The 19,318-nt window shown below is 72.2% G+C and carries 22 protein-coding genes and 3 tRNA genes; 10 read left to right on the plus strand and 15 right to left on the minus strand.

Annotated features, from left to right (window positions below):
* Window positions 1-175: 175 nt before the first annotated feature.
* The gene (locus tag QCZ28_RS00075; protein WP_279515267.1) at window positions 176-1,015 is read left to right on the plus strand and encodes a hypothetical protein; all 840 of its coding nucleotides are present in this window, start codon (window positions 176-178) and stop codon (window positions 1,013-1,015) included.
* Between the two features lie 250 nt (window positions 1,016-1,265).
* Window positions 1,266-1,475, plus strand: coding sequence for a BldC family transcriptional regulator (locus tag QCZ28_RS00080; RefSeq protein ID WP_007073996.1), 210 nt, complete (start codon window positions 1,266-1,268; stop codon window positions 1,473-1,475).
* Window positions 1,476-1,560: 85 nt separating this feature from the next.
* Here QCZ28_RS00080 and QCZ28_RS00085 read toward each other — a convergent pair whose 3' ends face one another.
* Complete coding sequence (locus tag QCZ28_RS00085) at window positions 1,561-1,950, minus strand: PPOX class F420-dependent oxidoreductase (RefSeq protein ID WP_030332212.1); 390 nt, start codon at window positions 1,948-1,950, stop codon at window positions 1,561-1,563.
* Between the two features lie 54 nt (window positions 1,951-2,004).
* Between QCZ28_RS00085 and QCZ28_RS00090 the strand changes: the two genes are divergently transcribed.
* Window positions 2,005-2,784 (plus strand): class I SAM-dependent methyltransferase, encoded by a 780-nt coding sequence (locus QCZ28_RS00090; RefSeq protein ID WP_279514595.1) that lies wholly within the window; start codon window positions 2,005-2,007, stop codon window positions 2,782-2,784.
* A 49-nt stretch (window positions 2,785-2,833) separates the two neighbouring features.
* Here QCZ28_RS00090 and QCZ28_RS00095 read toward each other — a convergent pair whose 3' ends face one another.
* A complete protein-coding gene (locus QCZ28_RS00095) occupies window positions 2,834-3,121 on the minus strand; it encodes a hypothetical protein (protein ID WP_088986884.1) in 288 nt (95 codons plus the stop codon).
* 177 nt (window positions 3,122-3,298) lie between these two features.
* Here QCZ28_RS00095 and QCZ28_RS00100 point away from each other — a divergent pair, with 177 nt between their 5' ends.
* Together QCZ28_RS00100 and QCZ28_RS00105 are read left to right on the plus strand one after the other, a co-directional pair.
* Window positions 3,299-4,156, plus strand: coding sequence for a 3-hydroxyacyl-CoA dehydrogenase family protein (locus QCZ28_RS00100; RefSeq protein ID WP_279514596.1), 858 nt, complete (start codon window positions 3,299-3,301; stop codon window positions 4,154-4,156).
* Between the two features lie 111 nt (window positions 4,157-4,267).
* Window positions 4,268-5,011: an enoyl-CoA hydratase/isomerase family protein gene (locus QCZ28_RS00105; RefSeq protein WP_279514597.1), complete on the plus strand. Its 744-nt coding sequence runs from the start codon at window positions 4,268-4,270 to the stop codon at window positions 5,009-5,011.
* A gap of 65 nt (window positions 5,012-5,076) precedes the next feature.
* On the opposite strand, the gene QCZ28_RS00110 is transcribed toward QCZ28_RS00105, so the two are convergent.
* Window positions 5,077-6,420, minus strand: coding sequence for an ABC transporter substrate-binding protein (locus QCZ28_RS00110; protein WP_279514598.1), 1,344 nt, complete (start codon window positions 6,418-6,420; stop codon window positions 5,077-5,079).
* A 157-nt stretch (window positions 6,421-6,577) separates the two neighbouring features.
* Between QCZ28_RS00110 and QCZ28_RS00115 the strand changes: the two genes are divergently transcribed.
* Window positions 6,578-6,967 carry a hypothetical protein gene (locus QCZ28_RS00115; RefSeq protein ID WP_030332223.1) on the plus strand — a complete coding sequence of 130 codons (390 nt, stop codon included), beginning with the start codon at window positions 6,578-6,580 and terminating at the stop codon, window positions 6,965-6,967.
* Window positions 6,968-7,001: 34 nt separating this feature from the next.
* Here the strand turns inward: QCZ28_RS00115 and QCZ28_RS00120 are convergent, their stop codons facing one another.
* Window positions 7,002-7,442, minus strand: coding sequence for a hypothetical protein (locus QCZ28_RS00120; RefSeq protein ID WP_279514599.1), 441 nt, complete (start codon window positions 7,440-7,442; stop codon window positions 7,002-7,004).
* Between the two features lie 128 nt (window positions 7,443-7,570).
* On the opposite strand from QCZ28_RS00120, the gene QCZ28_RS00125 reads away from it, so the two are divergent.
* On the plus strand, window positions 7,571-8,275 hold the full coding sequence (locus QCZ28_RS00125) for a DUF2786 domain-containing protein (protein ID WP_279514600.1): 705 nt from the start codon (window positions 7,571-7,573) through the stop codon (window positions 8,273-8,275).
* 12 nt (window positions 8,276-8,287) lie between these two features.
* Here QCZ28_RS00125 and QCZ28_RS00130 read toward each other — a convergent pair whose 3' ends face one another.
* Window positions 8,288-8,815, minus strand: coding sequence for an SRPBCC family protein (locus QCZ28_RS00130; protein WP_279514601.1), 528 nt, complete (start codon window positions 8,813-8,815; stop codon window positions 8,288-8,290).
* Between the two features lie 635 nt (window positions 8,816-9,450).
* On the opposite strand from QCZ28_RS00130, the gene QCZ28_RS00135 reads away from it, so the two are divergent.
* Entirely contained in the window at window positions 9,451-9,648 is a 198-nt protein-coding gene (locus tag QCZ28_RS00135; protein WP_279514602.1) for a hypothetical protein, read from the plus strand.
* 104 nt (window positions 9,649-9,752) lie between these two features.
* Here QCZ28_RS00135 and QCZ28_RS00140 read toward each other — a convergent pair whose 3' ends face one another.
* From QCZ28_RS00140 to QCZ28_RS00180, 9 genes are all read right to left on the minus strand, one after another.
* Entirely contained in the window at window positions 9,753-10,037 is a 285-nt protein-coding gene (locus QCZ28_RS00140) for a hypothetical protein (protein WP_279514603.1), read from the minus strand.
* 316 nt (window positions 10,038-10,353) lie between these two features.
* Window positions 10,354-10,427: transfer RNA gene (locus QCZ28_RS00145), tRNA-Phe, on the minus strand.
* 99 nt (window positions 10,428-10,526) lie between these two features.
* Window positions 10,527-10,600 (minus strand) — tRNA-Asp (locus QCZ28_RS00150).
* 31 nt (window positions 10,601-10,631) lie between these two features.
* A tRNA-Glu gene (locus tag QCZ28_RS00155) sits at window positions 10,632-10,704 on the minus strand.
* Window positions 10,705-10,858: 154 nt separating this feature from the next.
* Window positions 10,859-11,722 carry a polysaccharide deacetylase family protein gene (locus QCZ28_RS00160; protein WP_279514605.1) on the minus strand — a complete coding sequence of 288 codons (864 nt, stop codon included), beginning with the start codon at window positions 11,720-11,722 and terminating at the stop codon, window positions 10,859-10,861.
* Window positions 11,715-12,659, minus strand: a complete 945-nt coding sequence (locus QCZ28_RS00165; protein ID WP_279515268.1) for a MerR family transcriptional regulator — start codon at window positions 12,657-12,659, stop codon at window positions 11,715-11,717. The genes QCZ28_RS00160 and QCZ28_RS00165 overlap by 8 nt, the downstream gene beginning before the upstream one ends.
* Entirely contained in the window at window positions 12,649-13,269 is a 621-nt protein-coding gene (gene idi / locus QCZ28_RS00170) for an isopentenyl-diphosphate Delta-isomerase (RefSeq protein WP_279514606.1), read from the minus strand. The genes QCZ28_RS00165 and idi overlap by 11 nt, the downstream gene beginning before the upstream one ends.
* On the minus strand, window positions 13,266-14,747 hold the full coding sequence (gene crtI / locus QCZ28_RS00175; protein WP_279514607.1) for a phytoene desaturase family protein: 1,482 nt from the start codon (window positions 14,745-14,747) through the stop codon (window positions 13,266-13,268). The genes idi and crtI overlap by 4 nt, the downstream gene beginning before the upstream one ends.
* Before the next feature lie 28 nt (window positions 14,748-14,775).
* Window positions 14,776-15,918, minus strand: a complete 1,143-nt coding sequence (locus tag QCZ28_RS00180; RefSeq protein ID WP_030332241.1) for a polyprenyl synthetase family protein — start codon at window positions 15,916-15,918, stop codon at window positions 14,776-14,778.
* A 66-nt stretch (window positions 15,919-15,984) separates the two neighbouring features.
* Between QCZ28_RS00180 and QCZ28_RS00185 the strand changes: the two genes are divergently transcribed.
* Both QCZ28_RS00185 and QCZ28_RS00190 read left to right on the plus strand, forming a co-directional pair.
* Window positions 15,985-16,908 (plus strand): phytoene/squalene synthase family protein, encoded by a 924-nt coding sequence (locus tag QCZ28_RS00185; protein ID WP_279514608.1) that lies wholly within the window; start codon window positions 15,985-15,987, stop codon window positions 16,906-16,908.
* Window positions 16,905-18,230, plus strand: coding sequence for a deoxyribodipyrimidine photo-lyase (locus tag QCZ28_RS00190; protein WP_279514609.1), 1,326 nt, complete (start codon window positions 16,905-16,907; stop codon window positions 18,228-18,230). The genes QCZ28_RS00185 and QCZ28_RS00190 overlap by 4 nt, the downstream gene beginning before the upstream one ends.
* 8 nt (window positions 18,231-18,238) lie before the next feature.
* On the opposite strand, the gene QCZ28_RS00195 is transcribed toward QCZ28_RS00190, so the two are convergent.
* Window positions 18,239-19,315, minus strand: a complete 1,077-nt coding sequence (locus QCZ28_RS00195) for a serine hydrolase (RefSeq protein ID WP_279514610.1) — start codon at window positions 19,313-19,315, stop codon at window positions 18,239-18,241.
* Between the last annotated feature and the right edge of the window lie 3 nt (window positions 19,316-19,318).

The following is a 19,318-nucleotide window of genomic DNA, read 5'->3' on the forward strand; positions in this document are numbered from 1 at the left end:
TGTGCGTCCTTGTGGGGCGCGGACCTGGTGGACCCCGGCGGGGATGCTGCCGGTGTGATCGAGCCTAGTATCGGCCGCCGTGCGGGCGCTCGACACGCCTGCGTCGTCCCACGGTGCGGCGCGCGTGCTCCGGCCGCTGACCGCGTACGGGCGTGGTTCGTGGGAGGATCGCGCGGTGCCGTCGCTCTTCGCTTCTTACCTGCGCGTGTACGAACCGTTGGCCGCCTTCGATCGAGACCGGCAGAGCTACTGGCGCCGGTACGTCTCGGAGGGGCGCGCGATCGGCCCGGCCGAGGGGCCCGGTCGGCAGCGGACGGCGGTGATCGAGGCGCTGGGCGCCGGCTGGACCCGGCTGCCCGACCTGCCGGAGGAGGCGTACGTCCTGGAGACGGACGACAGCCTGCTGGTCTGCCCGTGGAACTTGCGCATCCGGGTCGCTGAGGCCGCGCTCAGCGCCCGGGACGGGGTGCCCTCGGTGCTCGCCGACGCCTTCGTGCCGCCGGTGCTCGCCGGGCAGGCCAGGGCGGTGGTGGACGACTGGCGCAGTGGCGCCCGGGTGCTGGAGCACGGGGTGCCCCGGGTGCACGAGCAGATCGCCACCTGGGGCGTACCCCTGCGGTGGTTCGTGCTCTTCGACCCGACGGAGCGGGACCTGGTCACCCAGCCGGGCCGGCGGGCGCTGCGCTACCGCACCGAGATCTCCAAGGCCCGACGCCGTTCGTCCCGGGCGCTGTCGGTGCTGCGCAAGTCGGTGGGCGAGGCGCCGATCACCGAGGCGGTGGAGGAGGCGGCCCGCTGGCTGGAGGAGTTCCACCCACGGTCCATGGTCGAGCTGGACTACGGGGGTCTGGTCGACCTGCTCTCCGACGAGACCCTCGCCGCTGACGACTCGCCCGAGCTGGTCGCCGGCGGCCTCGCCGGGCTGTCGCGCGGCGAGGCCGAGGAGGCGTCCGCCGCGTACGACAAGTTGGTGGCCCGGTGGCGCGCGGTGCAGCTGCTGGAGCGGTGCAACTAGGGCATTTCGCTCTAGGAGCGCTCCCAAGGTGAGTTGCGCTCGTAGTTGACGCATCACGAACCGTGATCATGAGTCCCAATAAGGTACTTTCTGCCGTGTAAAAGTCGTAAAAATCGGGCATGGTTCATCCGTCCGTCTAGGGACCTTCATCCGTTCGGCCCATGTCGGACATCGGGGACTAGCCGGACCATGGGAGACGCGTCGGCCGGCGGGACCCCGGCCGATGTCTATACATGTGGAGGAGTGACCGATGGCATCGCGAACGCACGAACCAGAGCCGCTACTCACGCCGGCCGAGGTGGCGTCGATGTTCCGGGTCGACCCGAAGACGGTGACCCGTTGGGCCAAGGCTGGCAAGCTCAGTGCCATCCGCACCCTGGGTGGCCACCGTCGGTACCGCGAGTCGGAGGTCAGGGCGCTGCTGCAGGGCCAGATCCCGCAGCAGCGGCAGGGCGACTGAGCCGGCAACAGTTTTCGGGAAAGGGGCGGTGGATCTCGATCCGCCGCCCCTTTCCATGCCCGCCGAGCACGACGCCGGCAGCGGATCAGCGCCGCGGCTCGGCCAACGTCACCCGGATGCCGACCGTGCCGCCCTCGCCGCGACGCAACCGGCTGCCCAACAGGCTCAGCCGACCGATCAGGCGGTACTTGTGCTTGAGCAGGTCGCGGACCCGACCGGTGTCACCACCCCCGTAGATCGTCGCGTGAGCTGACACCTCCGCCCCGTGTGGCCGACCGCGCACGTCGCACGGTGCCACCGTCACGTCGCCGTTGCGGCGGATCCGCTTCACCTTCCCCGAGTCGGCCCGGGTCCAGACCGCCAACGCGTCACCGTCGCGTACCGCCCAGACCGGGGTCGGCACCGCCCGACCGTCCTTACGGAAGGTCGTGAGCAGGATGTACTTCTCGGCCGACAGCCGGTCCAGCATGGTCACGCCGCCAGGATACGACCGGCACGGGCCGCTGAGTTGCCAGATAGCGTGAACGTCGTGACGGTTGAGCCTCTAATCGGTGACGTGATCGGCGAACTGCTGCAGGACACGCTCGCCGTGGCCACCGGAGTGGGCCCCCGACCCCTGGTCGGTGGCCGGCTACCGCGACCGGTCATCGAGATCATCGAACGCGACGACGGGCTGATCAACGGTGCCCCGGCCGCGCACTACCTGGACGGCCCAACGCAGTGGCAGCCGTACGACCACCGCGCGGTGGACCGGGCGCACGGCGAGACGCTGGACATCGGCACCGGAGCCGGCCGCATCGCGCTGCACCTCCAGGAGCGCGGCGTACCGGTCACCGGGCTGGACACCTCCGCCGGCGCGCTCAAGGTGTGCCGGCGGCGCGGGGTCCGGCGGCTGGTGCACGGCACCGTCGAGACGCACATCGCCGACGGCGCCCGGTACGACACGTTCCTGCTGCTCGGCAACAACCTCGGACTGTTCGAGGGGCGGGAGCGTGCCCCCGGGTTCCTGGCCGCGCTCGCCGCGCTGGCCCGACCCGGGGCGCAGATCATCGCGCAGGGCACCGACCCGTACGGCACCCGCGACCCGGTGCACACCGGCTACCACGAGCGCAACCGTCGGCGCGGCCGGCTCGGTGGCCAACTGCGGCTGCGGCTGCGCTACCGCGAGTTGAGCACCGAATGGTTCGACTACCTGGTCTGCTCGGCGGACGAGTTCGCCGCCCTGGTGCACGGCACCGGCTGGCGGCTGACCGATGTGGACGACCGCGACGCCCCCTACTACCTGGCCACCCTGCGCCTCGTCGGCTGAGCGACGGCCCCCGCCTCCGCGGTGCGGAACGCGGGGGCCGTCGTACGTCTCAGACCTGGACGGTCGGGGGGAGCTGCTCGGGCGGCAGACCGCCGTCGCCGTCGACCACCTCGTCCGGCTGGCCGTCCTCGTCGATGTCGACCATGGTGATGTCCACCTTGCCGTCGCCGTCGGTGTCGAACTGGAACAGGTCGGCCTTACCGTCGCCGTCGGTGTCCACCACCCACACGTCGGTCTTGCCGTCGTTGTTGGTGTCGGCGCGCAACAGTTCAACCCGCTCGTCGCCCCGCGTCTCCACGATCTCGGTGTCGGTGACGCTCTCCGGTGCCTGGCTCATCTCGATGCGGTCCTTCCCTCGGTTGACGGGCCGTCAGTACCCGATCCGGCGCTCCCCCACGCATGGGCCGGGTCGTCGCGCTGTCTACTGTCGCAGCATGAGCGAGCGGAGCGGGCGGGACACCCGGGCCGGCGCGGCGGCGACCCCGCGCGTCGGTGGTCGGGACAGGGAGGCGTGATGAGCGATCGTTTCGTGGTCGTCGGGGCCGGCACCATGGGGCTCGGCATCGCGTACGTGGCGGCCGGCGCCGGACACGCCGTCGAGGTGGTCGAGGTGGACCCCGAGCGGGGCGCGGCCGCGCAGAACCGGCTCGCCGAGCTGTGGGAGCGGGCGGTGCAGCGCGGGAAGCTGGGCGCCGACGAGGCCGCCGCGAACCGGCAGAGGGTGACGCTGCGCCCCACCCTCGCCGAGGTGGCACCCGCCCCCCAGGTGATAGTGGAGGCGGTGCCGGAGCGCCTCGATCTGAAGCGGGCGGTGCTGCGGGACGCCGCCGCGCTGCGCCCGGAGCTGCTGGGCAGCAACACCTCCAGCATCGCCATCGGCGCGCTGGCCGCCGGGCTGGACGCGCCCGAGCGCTTCCTCGGCCTGCACTTCTTCAACCCGGTCTGGGCGATGACGCTGCTGGAGATCGTGGTCGGCCCGGCCACCGCCGAGGAGACCACCGCCGCGGCCGTCGCGCTCGCCGGCCGGCTGGGCAAGGACCCCGTCGTCGTACGCGACCTGCCCGGCTTCGCCACCTCCCGGCTCGGGGTCACCCTCGGCCTGGAGGCGATCCGGATGGTCGCCGACGAGGTGGCCAGCCCGGCCGACATCGACAAGGCCATGGTGCTCGGCTACCGGCATCCGATCGGGCCGTTGGAGCTCACCGACTTGGTCGGCCTGGACGTGCGGCTGGACATCGCCCGCACCCTCCAGGCCGCGTACGGGGACCGGTTCGCGCCACCGCCGCTGCTGGAGGAGATGGTGGCCGCCGGGCGGCTGGGTAAGAAGTCAGGGCACGGCTTCTACCGCTGGGAAGGCGGTGTCAAACAGTGAGCGCGAGGAGTGCAGCGCAGCGGAGCCCCGCAGTCGCGAACGAAAGGCCAGCACGGTGAGCGCGAGGAGTGAGCTCGCGAGCCCCGCAGTCGCGAACGAAAGGCCGGCACAGTGAGCGGGCTGCGGATCGAGGAGCGGCCGGACCGGCTGGTGGTCACCCTGGACCGGCCCGAGAAGCGCAACGCCATCGACGCCGACCTGATCGCCGAGCTGCACCAGGTCTGCGCCGAGTTGGAGGCCCGTCCGCGTCTGCTGCTGCTCACCGGTGGCGCGGCGGGCATCTTCGCCGGTGGCGCCGACATCGGCCAGCTCCGCGAGAGGGGCCGCACCGACGCCCTCGCCGCGATCAACTCGGCCGCCTTCGCCCGCATCCGGGCGCTGCCGATGCCGACGGTGGCGGCCGTCGACGGCCCGGCGTTGGGCGGTGGCGCGGAGCTGGCGTACGCCTGCGATCTGCGGGTGTGCACGGGCCGGGCGGTCTTCGGCCAGCCGGAGGTGCGGTTGGGCATCCTGGCCGGCGCCGGCGCGACCCACCGGCTGCCCGCGTTGATCGGCGAGGGCCGGGCCAAGGAGCTGCTCTTCACCGGCCGGCGGGTGGACGCCGAGGAGGCGCTGCGGATCGGCCTGGTGAACCGGGTGGTGGACGAGCCCGACGAGCTGCTGACGGTGGCGCACGCGCTGCTGGACGAGATCGCCCTGGGTTCACCGTTGGCGGTGCGGCTGACCAAGCTGGCGGTGGACGCGCCGGCCGCCGCGCACCCGCACCTCGACCTGGTCAGCCAGGCGGTGCTCTTCGAGGACGACGAGAAACACCGCCGGATGACCGAGTTCCTGCAGCGCCGCCGGCCGCGCTGACCCCGTACCCGAAAACGGCCGCACCGGCGGGAAGCCGGTGCGGCCGTCGTGGCCTCGGGTCCTGCTTACTGCCCGATCTGCACCCCGGCGTCGGCCAGGCCGCGGATCACCTGGGCGGACTCACCGAAACCGATGATCAGTACGGCGTCCGCACCGAACTCCTTGATCTCCTTCGCGCCACCGCTGAAGTCGACCGGGGCCGCCTTCGCGTCGGCCGGCGGCTCGTACGTCAGCAGCTTGAGCCGGTCGGCGGGAATGCCCGCCTTGGCCAGCTCGTCGCGGACGGTGGCCTGCAGGCCCTCGCCGTAGGAGTCCTTGCGGGCGACGATGACGATCTTCTGGGACCCGTCGCGGAGGATCACGTCGGCCAGTGCCCGGCCCTGGAGGCTGTCCGGCGGGGCGGTGCGGAAGTAGAGGCCCTTGTCCTCCACGTCGGTCAGGCCGCTGTCGGTGTTGGACGGGGAGAAGAGGATCTTCCCGGCCTGCACCACGTCCGGCAGCACCTCCCGGGAGATACCCGAACCACCCGCGCCGATGATCACGCTGACGCCGTCCGTCACGTGCTTGGCCACCGTCGCCTTGGCCACCGCCGGGCTGGTGCCGTCGTCGCCGTCCTTCCACGTCACCGGCTTGCCCAGGGCGCCACCCGCGGCGTTGATCTCCTTGATCGCCAGCGCGGCGCCAGCGGCCATCGGGGGGTAGGCGATCGCGAGGTCACCGGTCTTCGGCAGCAGGCCGCCCAGGACCAGCGGCTCCTGGTCGGGGTCCCCACCGGCGCGCTGCTTCTTCGGCTTCGGCGGCGTCTTGGTGCTCGCCGCCGACTCGATGCCCGCGCCGACGAACTCGGTCTTGCCGTCGTTGATCTGCTGCCCGTCGAAGGTCAGCGTGGCGTAGCTCGCGGTGGCCGGCTCACCCTTGTCGGTGAAGCCCGCCCGGGTCAGCGAGACGCTGCGGTACTCGATGTCCTGCCCGTTGCGGGCCAACGCGAGACAGCTGGCGGGGTCCTCGCAGCGCTGCCCGTCGTTGGTCACACCGACGATCTGCTTCGCGATGTCCGCCGGGTTGGTGCTGCCGGCCAACTGCGCGGCGAGCACGGCGATCACCACCGCGTCGTACGTCTCGGCGGAGTAGAGGTAGTCCGTCAGCCCCGGATTGACGGCCCGTAGCCGGCTCTTGAAGTCGTCCGGCAGCGGGGTGAGCGGCGTGGTGCCCTTCATCCCGTCGACGAGGCTCGCCCGGTCCTTCAACTCGGCAGGATAGGAGTTGAGCATGTTGCCGTCCGTGCCGTAGAGGCGCACCTGTTGGGCGCTCGCCTCCTCGGGCTTGTCATCCCCGCAAGCGCTCGTGGCGAGCAGGATCGTCGCGCAGGCAGCCAGTGTGGCTACCCGCGAGCGGCGTGTTACGAACATGGGTCGTCCTTCCTCCGGCGAAGGTCCGCTGCGCACATTAGCGTGCCGAGGCCGGCGGCGGGACCGTGGAGGCGGCGTAATGCGCAGGTCGCTCGCATCGAACACGGACAGTGACGGTTGCTGGGGAGACTTGACCACCCGTCCTACTGTGCGCTGAGTGACCGACCTACCACAGCAGACGTTCGATGACGCGGCCGCCGTGCTCCGTTCGGCGCTGACCGGCGATGGAGACGCGGTGGTGGGAGCGTTCGACGCGGTCGTCGACCGGGCCGGCCTGAGCGGCGCGTACGGGGTCGCCTGGTGCCTGGCGGCGACCATGCTCGGTGACGCCCCGGCGGCGAGCGGGGCGGCGCTCGACTTCCCGGGGATCGACCAGGCCGGGTACGACACCCGCTGGGTGGCCCGCTTCGTCAGTGCGTACGCGAATCAGGACGAACCCACCGGCGAGGCCCTGTTCGGCGCGGCGGCGGCGGATGGGCTGCTCCCGGACTGCCTGCTGACGCTCGCCGGCTCGACGATCGCCACCCTGCGCAGCCGCGCCGGCTGACGCTGCGGCGGGTGCGGCGCTGTCCGCGGGTCGGTCAGAACGCGTGGTACGCGATCAGCGGCTCGTACTCGTAGCGCAGGTTCTCGAAGCGGACCCGGAAGTTGACGCCGTCCTTGACGTTGGTCGCCACCGTGATCCAGCCCGAGTTGGCCGGCAGGTACGTCCAGTAGTTGCAGGCGCTCGTCTTGTCCACGAAGATCACGCACGCTTCGGTGGCGTACACGCTCGCGTTGCGGACGTTGATGTCGCGACAGCGCGTCGTGGTGCGGTACTGGCCCGCCGAGCCGCCGTAGCGGCCCGTCTCGAAGTACGACCGGACCGCCCCGCCGTAACAGGTGGCGAGCGGGGCGAACGCGTTCGGCCCGGAGCTGACAGGTGTGGTCGGTGTTGTCGGCTCCGCCTGAGCGGGCGTGCCGGCGGCGAGCAGTGCGGTGGCGGTGGCGACGGCGAGCAGGCGAGCGGTCGGGGATGGCATTCGTTCCTCCGGAAACAGGGCAACTGACCGTCCGTATAGGACTGACCATCTGATCGTGACGATGATACGTATCGATCGATCCCGGCGTGGCCCCGACGATGTCCGGCCCGTGTGATAGCTCTGTAGGCATGTCCGAGGCCATCCTCAGCAAGGTGCGCAAGCTGCTGGCCAAGGCCGAGGATCCAGCCTGCACGCCCGCCGAGTCGGCCGCGTTCACCGCCAAGGCGACCGACCTGATCGCCCGCTACGGCGTGGATCGGGCCCTCCTCGCCGCCCGCGACCCCACCACCGACCCGGTCGGCGACCGGGTGCTGGACATCGTCGCCCCGTACGCCCGTGACAAGGTCGGCCTGCTCGCCGCAGTGGCCGAGCCCCTGCGCTGCCGCTGCGTACGCCGCCGGCAGGGCAACGGGTTCGCCCTGCACCTCTTCGGCTTCGCCAGCGACCTGGAACGGGTCGACCTGCTCTTCACCTCACTGCTCGTGCAGGCGGCGCACGGCCTGGCCGCCACCGAGGTGCCGGCCGACGACCACCCTGCGGCCTTCCGGCGTTCCTGGCTGGCCGGCTTCGCCGAGGTGGTGGGCGGCCGACTCTGGGCGGCCGAAACCGCGGCGGCCAGCGAATCGGGCACGCCGTCGATGGCGCTGGTGCTGGCCGACCGGTCCGACCGGGTCCAGCGACGGCTCACCGAGGAGTACCCGCGGCTGCGCACCGCACCGCCGCGCCGGTTGGGTGGCACCGGCTTCGGCTCGGGGGCCGAAGCCGGCCAACGCGCCAACCTCGGTGGTCGGGACCTCGGCGGCGCCGCTGCCGGACGGCAACTCGGCCGGTGACCTCGTGGGCCGTCAGGCCGTCGTGGTGGGGCGGTGGCGCGACACCGCGGCGACATAGCGGGTGAGCAACTCGTGCCAGCCGGCGGTGAGCGCCTTGCGGTAACCCTCGGCGGCCTCGCCGTGCCGGTCGAAGTGCCGATGCTCCAGCTCGACCCGGGTGCGTTCCGGCCCCTCGGAATGGAACAGCACCTCGACCTCGCTCGCGCGGGCCGGGTCCGGCACCGGTGCCCGATCCGGGCCGATCTGCCAGACGAAGACAAGCCGGCGAGGCGGATCCCAGGTGAGCACCCGACCCCAGTCGGCGCGGAAACCGTACGGGCCCAACTCGTAGAGCATGCCACCGGCCCGCGGCTCCATGCCCAGCTCGGCCAACGCGTGCGGGCCGGACCAGGTGTATTCGGTGACCCACCAGTCGGTCAGCTCATCAGTGAAGACCGCGAACGCGTGCTCGGCGGAGCCCGGGACGACAAGGCCGCACCGGAGAGAGAACTGGCCGACGTCCTGCCGGATGTCGGCCGGATCAGTCAATTCCTGTCCCATAGGCCCGGACCATACCGGCTGATGCCCGGCTGTGCAGCTTCGCGCGGTGCCCGGTTCCAGACAGAGGGTCGCCGGGCCGTCACGGACGGGATGCCCGACCGGAAAGCGGGTAACCGCGCCCGACGGCTCGGACGACCGGGCCGGAACGCAGGCGGGGCGGGACAGCATGAGCGAGAGTGGGCAGCAGCGGGAGCCGGACCGGGACGTCGACAGCGGGGACCCGGACGTCCTGCTCGACATTCCGAAGGTCTCCGTCGACTCCATCCGACTGGCGGTCGACGGCCTGGAGGCCGACCTGTCGCTGCGCGCCCGAGTGGCCAACCTGCTCCAGGTCGACGCCGGCGTACGGGTGCACCTCAACGGCGGCGAGCTGAACGTCAACGGGGTGAACGCCGAGGCGCAGCTGCGGGTCCGGTTGGAGCAGCTGACCAGGATCCTGGGGCGAGCGCTCGACACACTCGACAACAACCCACAGATCATCGAGTCGCTCGCGCACACCGCCGTCGACGACGCGGAGCGCAGCACCCGACAGGTGGCCTCGGGCTCGGCGGAGATCAAAGCGTCGAACCGGCACTCGGACCGCGCACGCGACGAGCCGGGCCGGCAGTTAGGCACAGCCGGACCGTCGGTCGACCGTGATCGGCCGGCTTCCGATCGGCCGGGTCTCGGTCAGCCGGGTTCTGATCAGCCCGGTTCTGGTCGGCCTGCGTCTGGTCAGCCCGGACCTGATCGGCCTGGTTCTGGCCGGCCTGCGTCTGGCCGGCCTGCGTCTGGCCGGCCTGCGTCTGGTCAGCCTGGGCCTGGTCGGCCCGCGTCTGATCGGGCGGATGTAGGTCGGGCGGATGCGGGTCGTGAGGATGCCGGTCGGTCCGGGGTCGGTCCGGCCGGGTCGGCACCGGATGCGGGCGGCCCCGGACCGCGAGCTGGCGGCCCCGGGTCAGTTGACCAGGGGCATCCGCACGGACAGCGGCCCGCCGGGGCGGGCCAGGGTCCGCACCGCCCCAAGGGGCCGGCGGGAACGGCGGCCGGAGAAAGCCGCGGCAAGCCCGATCAGTCGGCCGGGGCCGGTCCGGGCCCGTCCGGGGATGGCGACGGTGGTCTGCCGGGCGCGGCGCAGGCGGCGGCCCAGAACGCGGCCCAACTCGCCGAGCAGGCGGGGGAGACGTTGCGACAGGCCGGACGCAGCGTGTGGGAGGCGATTCAGGGCAGCGTCGCGCAGCACCGCCCGCAGGGTCGCCGCGACTGACGCCGCCCCGTCGCCCGCCGCGTCTGACGCCGCCCCGTCGCCCGCCGCGACCGACAGGTAGCCGCGAGGTGATCGACTCGGTTTCCTTGATATCGCGGTGTCGCGCGTGCTGGGACACCGCGATTTCACGAAAGTCGAGTCGATCAAGCGGATCGGGGTGTTGCTGATCACGCAGCCGGGTGGGCTGGGCGCGCGGGCCGGCCGGAGGTCGTTGGCGCAAGCACCGGAAACAGCAAGATCCCCACCTGCGAATCCGCTGGTGGGGACCTCTGTAGCCCGGCGAAAGGCTATGTGGCCAGGGGCGGGGTCGAACCGCCGACCTTCCGATTTTCAGTCGGACGCTCGTACCAACTGAGCTACCTGGCCGTGCCGCTCGGATCATGTTACCCGGCAACCGGACGAACCGGTGGCAAGGCGACCTGCTCCGATACGCAGAACGCCGCGCGGGGCGCGGCGTCAGCGCTGCGGTCCTGACGGGACTTGAACCCGCGACCTCCGCCTTGACAGGGCGGCGAGCACTCCAACTGCTCCACAGGACCTAGCTTGTGTTGCTCCGGCTTGCGCCGGTCGTGCCCCCAACGGGATTCGAACCCGTGCTACCGCCTTGAAAGGGCGGCGTCCTGGGCCGCTAGACGATGAGGGCGGCCCCGCCATCATTGCACACTCGCAACTTCAAGCGGACTTGCTCCCATCCGGCCCCGCCGGAGGCTTCGAAAGCATACGTGATGCCCGGCCGGTCGACAAAATCGGTATCACCAAGGGCTTGGGACGGGTCATAACCGCAGGTCAGGGCGGTTCTAGTGGAGTCGGGTGATGCCGAAGCGCCGCTTCAGATCGGCGATCATCTTCGGGCAGGCGGCGAGGGTCGCGGCCCGATTTCCGCCCCCGTCGTGCAGCAGCACGATGGCCCCGGGGCGGGTGGCGGCGTGGACCCGTTTGCCGATGGTGGCCGCGGTGGGCTTGTCCCAGTCCTGCGGGTCGACCGACCAGTGCAGCGGGCGCATGCCGAGGTTCTTGGCCACCCCGAGCACCTCCGACGTCCACCGGCCGCCCGGTTGCCGGTAGAAAGGCACCTTCGCGCCGGGAGAGGCCTTCTGGATGGCCTTGTTGGTGCGGTCCAGGTCGGCCCGAATCTCGGCGACGGGTCGGCGGGCGAGATCGAGGTCATGTCGCCAGCTGTGGTTGCAGAGCTGGTGTCCCTCCCGGACGATCCGTCGGACCAGCTCCGGGTGGCGCTGCACCTCCCGGCCGACGACGCAGAAGGTCGCCGTCACCTTGGCGGCCTTCAGCTGGTCGAGCACCTTGGGTGTCCAGGCTGGGCTGGGCCCGTCGTCGAACGTCAGGGCCACCGGGCGTACGCCGGTGTTGCGACCCAGACCGGCGGGCAGCTTGGCCGGCAGCGGCCGCAGTGGCGGCTTGGCCGGCTTGGTGACGCTGGGGTGCGGTTTCGGGGTGGGTGGCGCGGTCGATTCCGGCGGTGGGGCAGCGACGGGTGCGATGGTGCGGTGCGGCTGGGCACAACCGGACAAGACCAGCGCCACGGCGAGGACGGACGCCAGGACGGCGCGGGCTTGCATCTGCTCGCTCCCGGAGGGGTCGGGGTAGGCGGACCCGCCCGACGGTAGTTCACGCCGCCAGTCGGCGACAGTGCGATCAGTCACGCCCTGACTGATGCAGGGCGTCGCGCACGGCAGCGGAGAGCGAGACCGCCTCGGCCAGGTCCACCGGCCGCACCACCCCGGCGGGCAGGGTGTCGGCGCGCCAGCCGGGGCCGGCGGCGAGCACCAGCAACGGGCGTCGGGGTGCGGCCAGGAGCGCGCTGAGTTGGGCCGGGTCCGCGGTGGCCCGAGTGTGTGACCAGAGCACCACGGCGGCCGGTCCGGTCCGGTTGACCGCCTCGACGAGCGCGGCCACCGGCACCCGCGCGCCGAGCATCCGGTAGCTGACACCGGCCTCCGCGAGCGCTGCGGCCAGCGCCTCCAGCGGCAGGGTGTGCTGTTCCTCGTCGGCGCAGGAGAGCAGGATCCGGGCCGGCCCGGTGGGGACCTTGGCCCGGCTGGCCGCCGCGAGCGCTTCCGAGACGCAGCGGGACATCAGGTGTTCCACCTCGATCAGGCCGGAGGTGGCGGCGTGCCGTTCGCCGATGCCGGCGAGGACTGGGCGCAACAGGCTGTCCCAGGTGGCGACGACGCCGTCGGCGGCCAGGGCGTGCGCGATCGTCTCGCTGATCGCCGCCGCGTCCAGGCGCATCGCCGCCCGGGCCAGCCCGCGGGCTGCCGGGCCGGAACGGCCGACCGGGATGGTGCCGCCGCCGTCACGGCCGGTCGGGTGGACCCGGGCTGGGGTGACGGTGCCGTTGACCGTCGGATCCGGAGCCTGGCGGGCCCAGCGGGCCGCCTCGGCGGGGCTCACCCCCTCGGCGGTGAGTCGCCGCATGATCTCGAGGCGGACCAGGTCGGAAGGGGTGTACCGGCGGTGGTGCCCGGGGATGTGTTCGCTGGGACCGAGCCCGTAGCGCTGGTGCCAGGTGCGTAGGGTCGTCACCGCGACCCCCAGCCGGCGTGCGACAGCGCCCGCGCTCAGCGCCTCATCGACCACCCGACCGCTCCGCCGTGTCATCCGCCGACGATCCGGGCGGGGTCATGACCGGACCGGTTGCGCCCGACCGGGACCCCGAGGGGCGGAGCAGCCGGTTCACCACCCCGCCCAGCCAGGGCGCGTACGACCGGGGGTCACTGGCCAACTCGGCCTCCAGCGCGGCGGGATCGGCCCACCTCAGCTCGGCCACCTCGTCCGGGTCGGGCAGCAGCGGAGCGCCGGGCAGGAACTCGCCTCGCAGCACGTGGTCGTACTCGAACTCGACCCGACCGGTGGCCGGGTCCTCGGCGTAGTAGACGTAGATGCCGACCTCGGTCAGCTCGACCGGGCCCGCGCCCAACTCCTCACTCAGCCGGCGGTTGGCCGCCTCGGCGAGCGACTCCCCGGGCTGCGGGTGGCCGCAGCAGGAGTTGGCCCAGCGCAGCGGGAACCGGGTCTTGGCGGCGGCCCGACGCTGGAGCAGCACCTGGCCGTCCGGGTCCATCAGTAGCACCGAGAAGGCCCGGTGCAGTTGCCCCGGGGGTTGGTGCGCGGCAGCGACGGTCGTCTCGCCGTGGGCCTTGCCGGTCTCGTCGACGAGTTCGACGAGATGTTTCTCACGGCTGCTCATCGACCTTCCCCGGTGATTCGGCCGGCGGCGAGCTTGCCGGAGATGAGCACCATCGGTACGCCCACGCCGGGCTGGGTCCCGGAGCCGACGAACACCACGTTCGACAGGTCGCGGTGCAGGTTGGACGGGCGGAACGGGCCGGTCTGGAAGAGGGTGTGCGCGGCGGCGAACGGGGTGCCCGCTGCCATTCCCTGCTCCTCCCACTCGGCGGGGGTGACCGCCCGTAGCACCTCGACCCCGGCGCCGAAGCCGACGTAGCCGCGCTCCTCCAGGGTGCCGATCAGCTGCTCGGTGTAGCGCTTGGTCAGGTCGCCGCGCCACTCGAACGGCGACCGGTGCAGGTTGGGCACCGGGGCGAGCACGTAGTAGGTGTGCCGGTCCGCCGGGGCCACCGCGGGGTCGGTCCGGCTCGGGTTGGTCACCAGCAGCGACGGATCGGTCATCAACTCGCCCCGCCGGATGACCTCATCGAAGGTGCCCTTCCACGTGCGTCCGAAGTGGATGTTGTGATGGGCGATCTTCGCATAGGACTGTCGGGAGCCGACGTGCAGAACGACGCAGGACGGCGAGTAGGTGAGCCGACGGCGCGGCGCGGCGGGGAGCAGGTCCCGGTAGGCGACCGGCAGGTCGGGATTGAGCACCACCACGTCCGCCGGCACCAGCTCGCCGTCGGCGGTGAGCACGCCGGTGGCCCGACCGTTCGCGGTCTCCACCCGGGTCACCGTGGTGTCGTACCGGATCTGCACGCCGTGCTTCTCGGCCGCGCCGGCCATCGCCCGGGAGACCGCGTGGATGCCGCCGCGCGGGAAGTAGACCCCGGCCACCGAGTCGAGGTACGCGATGACCGCGTAGATGGCCAGCGCGTCGTGCGGGGCGAGGCCGGCGTACATCGCCTGGAAGGAGAAGATCCGCTGGGTACGCGGGTCGCGGAAGAACTGGTTGATCTTCGTTTGGAGGCGTCGGAAGGCCCCGCCGCCGAGCAGCTTGAGCAGGCTCCCGGTGATCAGATCGGTCGGCGCGTCCAGGTTGCGTTCGATGAAGTCGGTGCGTTCCAGCCGCCACAGCTCCCGCGCGTACTCGACGAACCGCAGGTAGCCGTCGGCCTCCCGAGGCCCGCAGACCCGGGAGATCTCGGCCGCCATCCGGGTGGTGTCGGTGAGCACGTCGAGGGTCGAGCCGTCCGGGTAGTACGCCCGGTAGGCGGGATCGATCGGGGTCAGGTCCAGCCAGTCGCGCAGCTCCTCGCCGACCGCGCCGAGCGCCTCGGCGATCAGGTCGGGCATGGTGAGCACTGTCGGCCCCGTGTCGAACTCGTAGCCGTCCACGCCCAGCCGGCCGGCCCGCCCACCGGGCACCGGCTCGCGTTCCAGCACTGTCACCTGCCGACCGCTGCCGGCCAGGTGCAGGGCACAGGCGAGCCCACCCAGCCCGGCTCCGACGACCACCACCCGGTCCGTCCGTCCGCTCACCGTCCGCACGTGACCACCTCCTTGCTCAAGTCGCTCATCAGGCCCGCCGGTTGGTTGCGGCGGTGGCCAGCCCGGTCAGCGCGGTGCGCGCCGTCTGGTCCACGGGTGCGGCGTCGAGCGCGGCCAGCGCGTCGCTCACCCGTTCGGCGATCATCTGCTCCACCCGGGTCACCGCGCCGGTCTCGGCGACCAGCCCGGCGAGCTTGTCGACCGGTCCGTCGGCGGCCCGCTCCAACGCGGTGAGCTGGGCCGGGGTGGCCAGCTCCCGGGCCAGCATGAGCAGCGCTGTCGGTTTGCCGGTGCGGAGGTCGTCACCGGTCGGCTTGCCGGTGGCCGCCGGGTCGCCGTAGACGCCGAGCAGGTCGTCGCGGAGCTGGAACGCCTCGCCGACAGCCAGGCCGTAGCGGGTGTAGGCGGAGACCAGCGGCTCGTCGGCGGGCACCCCGGCCAGGGCGGCCCCGAAGAGCAGTGGTCGCTGGACGGTGTAACTGGCGGTCTTGTAGCGGGCCACCCGCAGCGCCCGGTCGACCGACCAGCTGGCCGGGGCGTTCTCGCCGAGCACGTCGAGATACTGACCGGCGACCGTCTCCACCCGCATCTGGTCGTAGCAGCGGCGCACCTCGAAGAGTCGGTTCGACGGCACCGAGGCATGGGCCAGCAACTGGTCGGCCCAGACCATGCAGAGGTCGCCGACGAGCACGGCGACGGCCTCGCCGAACCGGCCGGGGTCGCCGCGGTGGCCGGCGGCGAGGTGCTGTTCGGCGAGCGCGACGTGTGCGGTGGGCCGGCCACGGCGGGTGGTGGACGCGTCCATCACGTCGTCGTGCACCAGCGCGAAGGTGTGCAGCAGTTCCAGCGCGGCCAGCGCGGGCAGCACCGGCGGCAGTGCCGCGGTGCCGCCGACCGCCCCGCGCCAACCCCAGTAGGCGAACGTGGACCGGATCCGTTTGCCGCCGGCCAGGACGGCCTCCCGGGCGGTGGCGGCGAAGCTTCCCATCGATGGGTCGATGTCGTGGAGGGTGTCAACCTCGGCGGTGAGGAAAGAGTCCAGGGTCTCGTCGACCGCCGTTACCAGATCGTGGGTGTACGCGGCCAGAACGGCGCGGACCGGATCGTCCCCGTCCGCCGGCCCAGCCGGCGCCACGCGGGTCACGTCACCCGCAACTGCGTCGTTGGCCATGTGGCCGAGCGTACCCTAGGCTACGGGTTGCGTCGATTGGTGCGTCGATAAATTAGAGGAGGGCCGGTGGAAACCGATCTCACCGCTGCCTATGACCGGTGTCGTGAGCTGCACAAACGCCACGGCCGCACCTACTATCTCGCCACCCGCCTGCTTCCCGCTTGGAAACGACGGCATGTGCACGCCCTCTACGGGTTCACCAGGTACGCGGACGAGATCGTCGACCGCACCGAGGCACTGCCGCCGGCCGAGCGGGCCGCCCTGCTGGACAACTGGGCCGGCCAGTTCGTGGCCGGTCTGCACGGTGCGTCGGTCGACGACCCCCTGTTGCCGGCCGTGCTGCACACGATCGCCGTCTTCGACCTCGACCGGGACGACTTTGCGTCGTTTCTGAAGAGCATGGCGATGGACCTCACCGTCACCGCGTACCCGACCTACGACCACCTGCTCGACTACATGGAGGGCTCGGCGGCGGTCATCGGCACCATGATGCTGCCGATCCTGGGCAGCTCCGACCCGCTGGCGGCTCGGGAGCCGGCCCGACAGCTCGGCTTCGCCTTCCAGCTCACCAACTTCATCCGGGACGTCGCCGAGGACCTCGACCGGGGCCGCACCTACCTGCCGGACGAGGACCTGGCGAAGTTCGGTGTCACCCGCGAGGAGTTGGTGGCGGCCCGCGACCGGGGCCGCGGTACGCCCCGGATCCGCGAGCTGATCGAGTACGAGGTGACCCGCGCCCAGGCGCACTACGCCGCCGCCGCACCGGGCATCACCATGCTCGCGCCCGCCTCGCAGGCCTGCATGCGCACCGCGTACGCGCTCTACGGCGGCATCCTCGACGAGGTGGCCGCGCAGGATTACGACGTCTTCGTTCGGCGGGCCCTGGTGCCACAGCGGCGACGGATGGCGGTGGCCGCGCGGGCCCTGCTCACCCCGACCGGGACCCCGGTCGTCATCCCCGGGCCGGCGATCCACCCGGAGAGCCGGTGACAGCGAGTACGGCCATCGTGCTCCTCACCCGCGACCTGCGGGTGCACGACCACCCGGCGTTGGCCAGCACCTGCGCGGCCTTCGACCAGGTGGTGCCGCTGTACGTGCTCGACCCGGTGCTGACCGGCCGGTCCGCCAACCGCACCCGCTTCCTGCACCAGGCACTGGCCGACCTGCGCGCCCAACTCCGCGACCTCGGTGGCGACCTGGTGGTCCGGCACGGTGACCCGGTGACCGAGACGATCCGGCTGGCCGCCGAGGTCGACGCCACCGCCGTGGCGCTCTCGGCCGACGTGAGCCACTACGCCAGCCGGCGGGAGCGGCGACTACGCGCCGAGTGCGAGCGGCACCGGCTGCACCTGCGACTGTTTCCCGGGCTGACAGTGGTCGAGCCGGGTGCGTTGCGGCCCGGTGGCGGCGGTGACCACTACCGGGTGTTCAGCCCGTACCACCGGGCCTGGGCGGCCAACCGGTGGCGCGAGGAGTTGGCGGCACCGCACCGGATCGCGCTGCCCGACCGGGTCCGGGTGGGCCAGCTGCCGGCGCCGCCCGCCGGCGACTCGCCGGACGCGGCCGTCGGCGGCGAGCGGGTGGCCCGGCAACGGCTCACCGACTGGCTGCCCGAGCTGACCCGGTACGGCGATCAGCACGACGACATGGCCGGCGACGACACCTCGCGGCTGAGCCCGTACCTGCGCTTCGGTTGCGTGTCGCCGCTGGCGGTGGCGAACCGTGCCGGGGACCGGTCCGGCCCGTTCGTCCGGCAGCTCTGCTGGCGGGACTTCTACTACCAGGTCACCGCCGGTTTCCCGGAGATCTCGACCATGGCGTACCGGCGGGGCGCCACCGAGCGGTGGCGTTACGACGACGACGCGTTGGCGGCCTGGACCGAGGGCCGGACCGGGATGCCGATCGTCGACGCCGGGATGCGGCAGCTGCGGGCGCAGGGTTGGATGCACAACCGGGCCCGGCTGATCACGGCCGGCTACCTCACCAAACACCTCGGGCAGGACTGGCGCTCCGGGGTGGCGGTGTTCTTCCGCTGGCTGCTCGACGGCGACGTGGCGAACAACTCCGGCAACTGGCAGTGGGTGGCCGGTACCGGCAACGACACGAAGCCCTACCGGGGGTTCAACCCGGTCCGGCAGGCCGAACGGTACGACCCGGCCGGCGACTACGTGCGTCGGTGGGTGCCGGAGCTGGCGGGGGTGCAGGGCCGGGCGGTGCACCAGCCGTGGAAGCTGCCCGACCAGCTCCGGCGGGCGGTGGACTACCCGCCACCGTTGTCGGTGCCCGGCACCGACCCGGTCTGGCTGCGCTGACCACCACGTCAGAGCACCGAGTGCAACGCCTCGACCAGCTCGTCCACCCGGTCGTGTTCGGCGAGGTGCGCGGTGGCGTACGCGAAGGTGTAGCCGCGCTCCGGGTCGGCCCACGCGCTGCTGCCGCCGATGCCGCCCATGCCCCAGCTGCCGTCCGGCTCCCGTTGCATGCCCAACGTCCACTGGACCGGGCGGTCCAGCACCAGGTCCGGCCCGTCGTACTGGACCCGGGTGGTCTCCGCGATCAGCTCCGGGCTGACCAGCCGGACACCGTCCAGGACACCGCCGGCCAGCAGCCCGGCGTAGAGCCGGGCCAGGCTGGGCGCGGTGGCGTGCAGGTTGACCGCGGGCATCTCGGCCCCCCGCCACAGCGGGCTGTTCAGCACGGCGAGGTCCAGCCCGCCGGCCGGGTTGCCCAGCGCCCGCGCCCGCAGTGACAGCGGTTCGCCGAGCTTCCGAGCGGGCCACTGCGGGTCGCCGTACCGCAGGTCAGCGCAGCGCAGCTGGTCCGCCTCGGCCAGCCCGAAGCCGAGGTCGAGCTGCCAGCGGTCCGCGATCTCCTCGGCCAGGAACCGACCCAGCGACCGCCCGTCGGCCCGGCGGACCAGCTCGCCCACCAGATGCCCGTACGTCCAGGCGTGTTCCCCGGCGACCGAGCCCGGCGACCATTCGGGGTCGGCGGCGGCCAGGTCACCGGTGAGCAGCGCCCAGTCGGCGACCGCGGCGGCCGGTCGGGGCACCGGGAAGGCCGGCAGCCCGGCGGTGTGCGACAACACCTGCCGCACCGTGGCGGGAGTGCGGAACTCCGGCCAGTACCGGTCCACCGGCGCGTCGAGGTCGACAGCTCCCCGGTCGACGAGCAGCAGCAGGCAGAGCGCGGCCACCGGCTTGCCGACCGAGTAGACGTTGACCAGCGTGTCCGGCAGCCACGGCGCGCCGCCCGGCCGGTGGCCGCCGCGCGACCCGCCGACCAGGTCCACGACCGGTTGCCCGTCGTACCAGATGGTCAGGGCGGCCCCGGTCTCCCGACCGGAGGCGAGCAGGTCGTGGAAGTGGTCCCGGACCGGAGCGAAGCGTGCGTGCATCCG

It is taken from the genome of Micromonospora sp. DH14 (assembly GCF_029809455.1).
GTDB lineage: Bacteria > Actinomycetota > Actinomycetes > Mycobacteriales > Micromonosporaceae > Micromonospora > Micromonospora parva.

Bases quoted from the DNA above. Each gene is read 5' to 3' on its own strand.
- QCZ28_RS00100 (WP_279514596.1), top strand. From the start codon at position 3,299: ATGAGCGATCGTTTCGTGGTCGTCGGGGCCGGCACCATGGGGCTCGGC.
- QCZ28_RS00120 (WP_279514599.1), bottom strand. From the start codon at position 7,442: ATGCCATCCCCGACCGCTCGCCTGCTCGCCGTCGCCACCGCCACCGCA.
- QCZ28_RS00095 (WP_088986884.1), bottom strand. From the start codon at position 3,121: ATGAGCCAGGCACCGGAGAGCGTCACCGACACCGAGATCGTGGAGACG.
- QCZ28_RS00180 (WP_030332241.1), bottom strand. From the start codon at position 15,918: ATGGCCAACGACGCAGTTGCGGGTGACGTGACCCGCGTGGCGCCGGCT.
- idi (WP_279514606.1), bottom strand. From the start codon at position 13,269: ATGAGCAGCCGTGAGAAACATCTCGTCGAACTCGTCGACGAGACCGGC.
- QCZ28_RS00125 (WP_279514600.1), top strand. From the start codon at position 7,571: ATGTCCGAGGCCATCCTCAGCAAGGTGCGCAAGCTGCTGGCCAAGGCC.
- QCZ28_RS00110 (WP_279514598.1), bottom strand. From the start codon at position 6,420: ATGTTCGTAACACGCCGCTCGCGGGTAGCCACACTGGCTGCCTGCGCG.
- QCZ28_RS00195 (WP_279514610.1), bottom strand. From the start codon at position 19,315: ATGCACGCACGCTTCGCTCCGGTCCGGGACCACTTCCACGACCTGCTC.
- QCZ28_RS00130 (WP_279514601.1), bottom strand. From the start codon at position 8,815: ATGGGACAGGAATTGACTGATCCGGCCGACATCCGGCAGGACGTCGGC.
- QCZ28_RS00080 (WP_007073996.1), top strand. From the start codon at position 1,266: ATGGCATCGCGAACGCACGAACCAGAGCCGCTACTCACGCCGGCCGAG.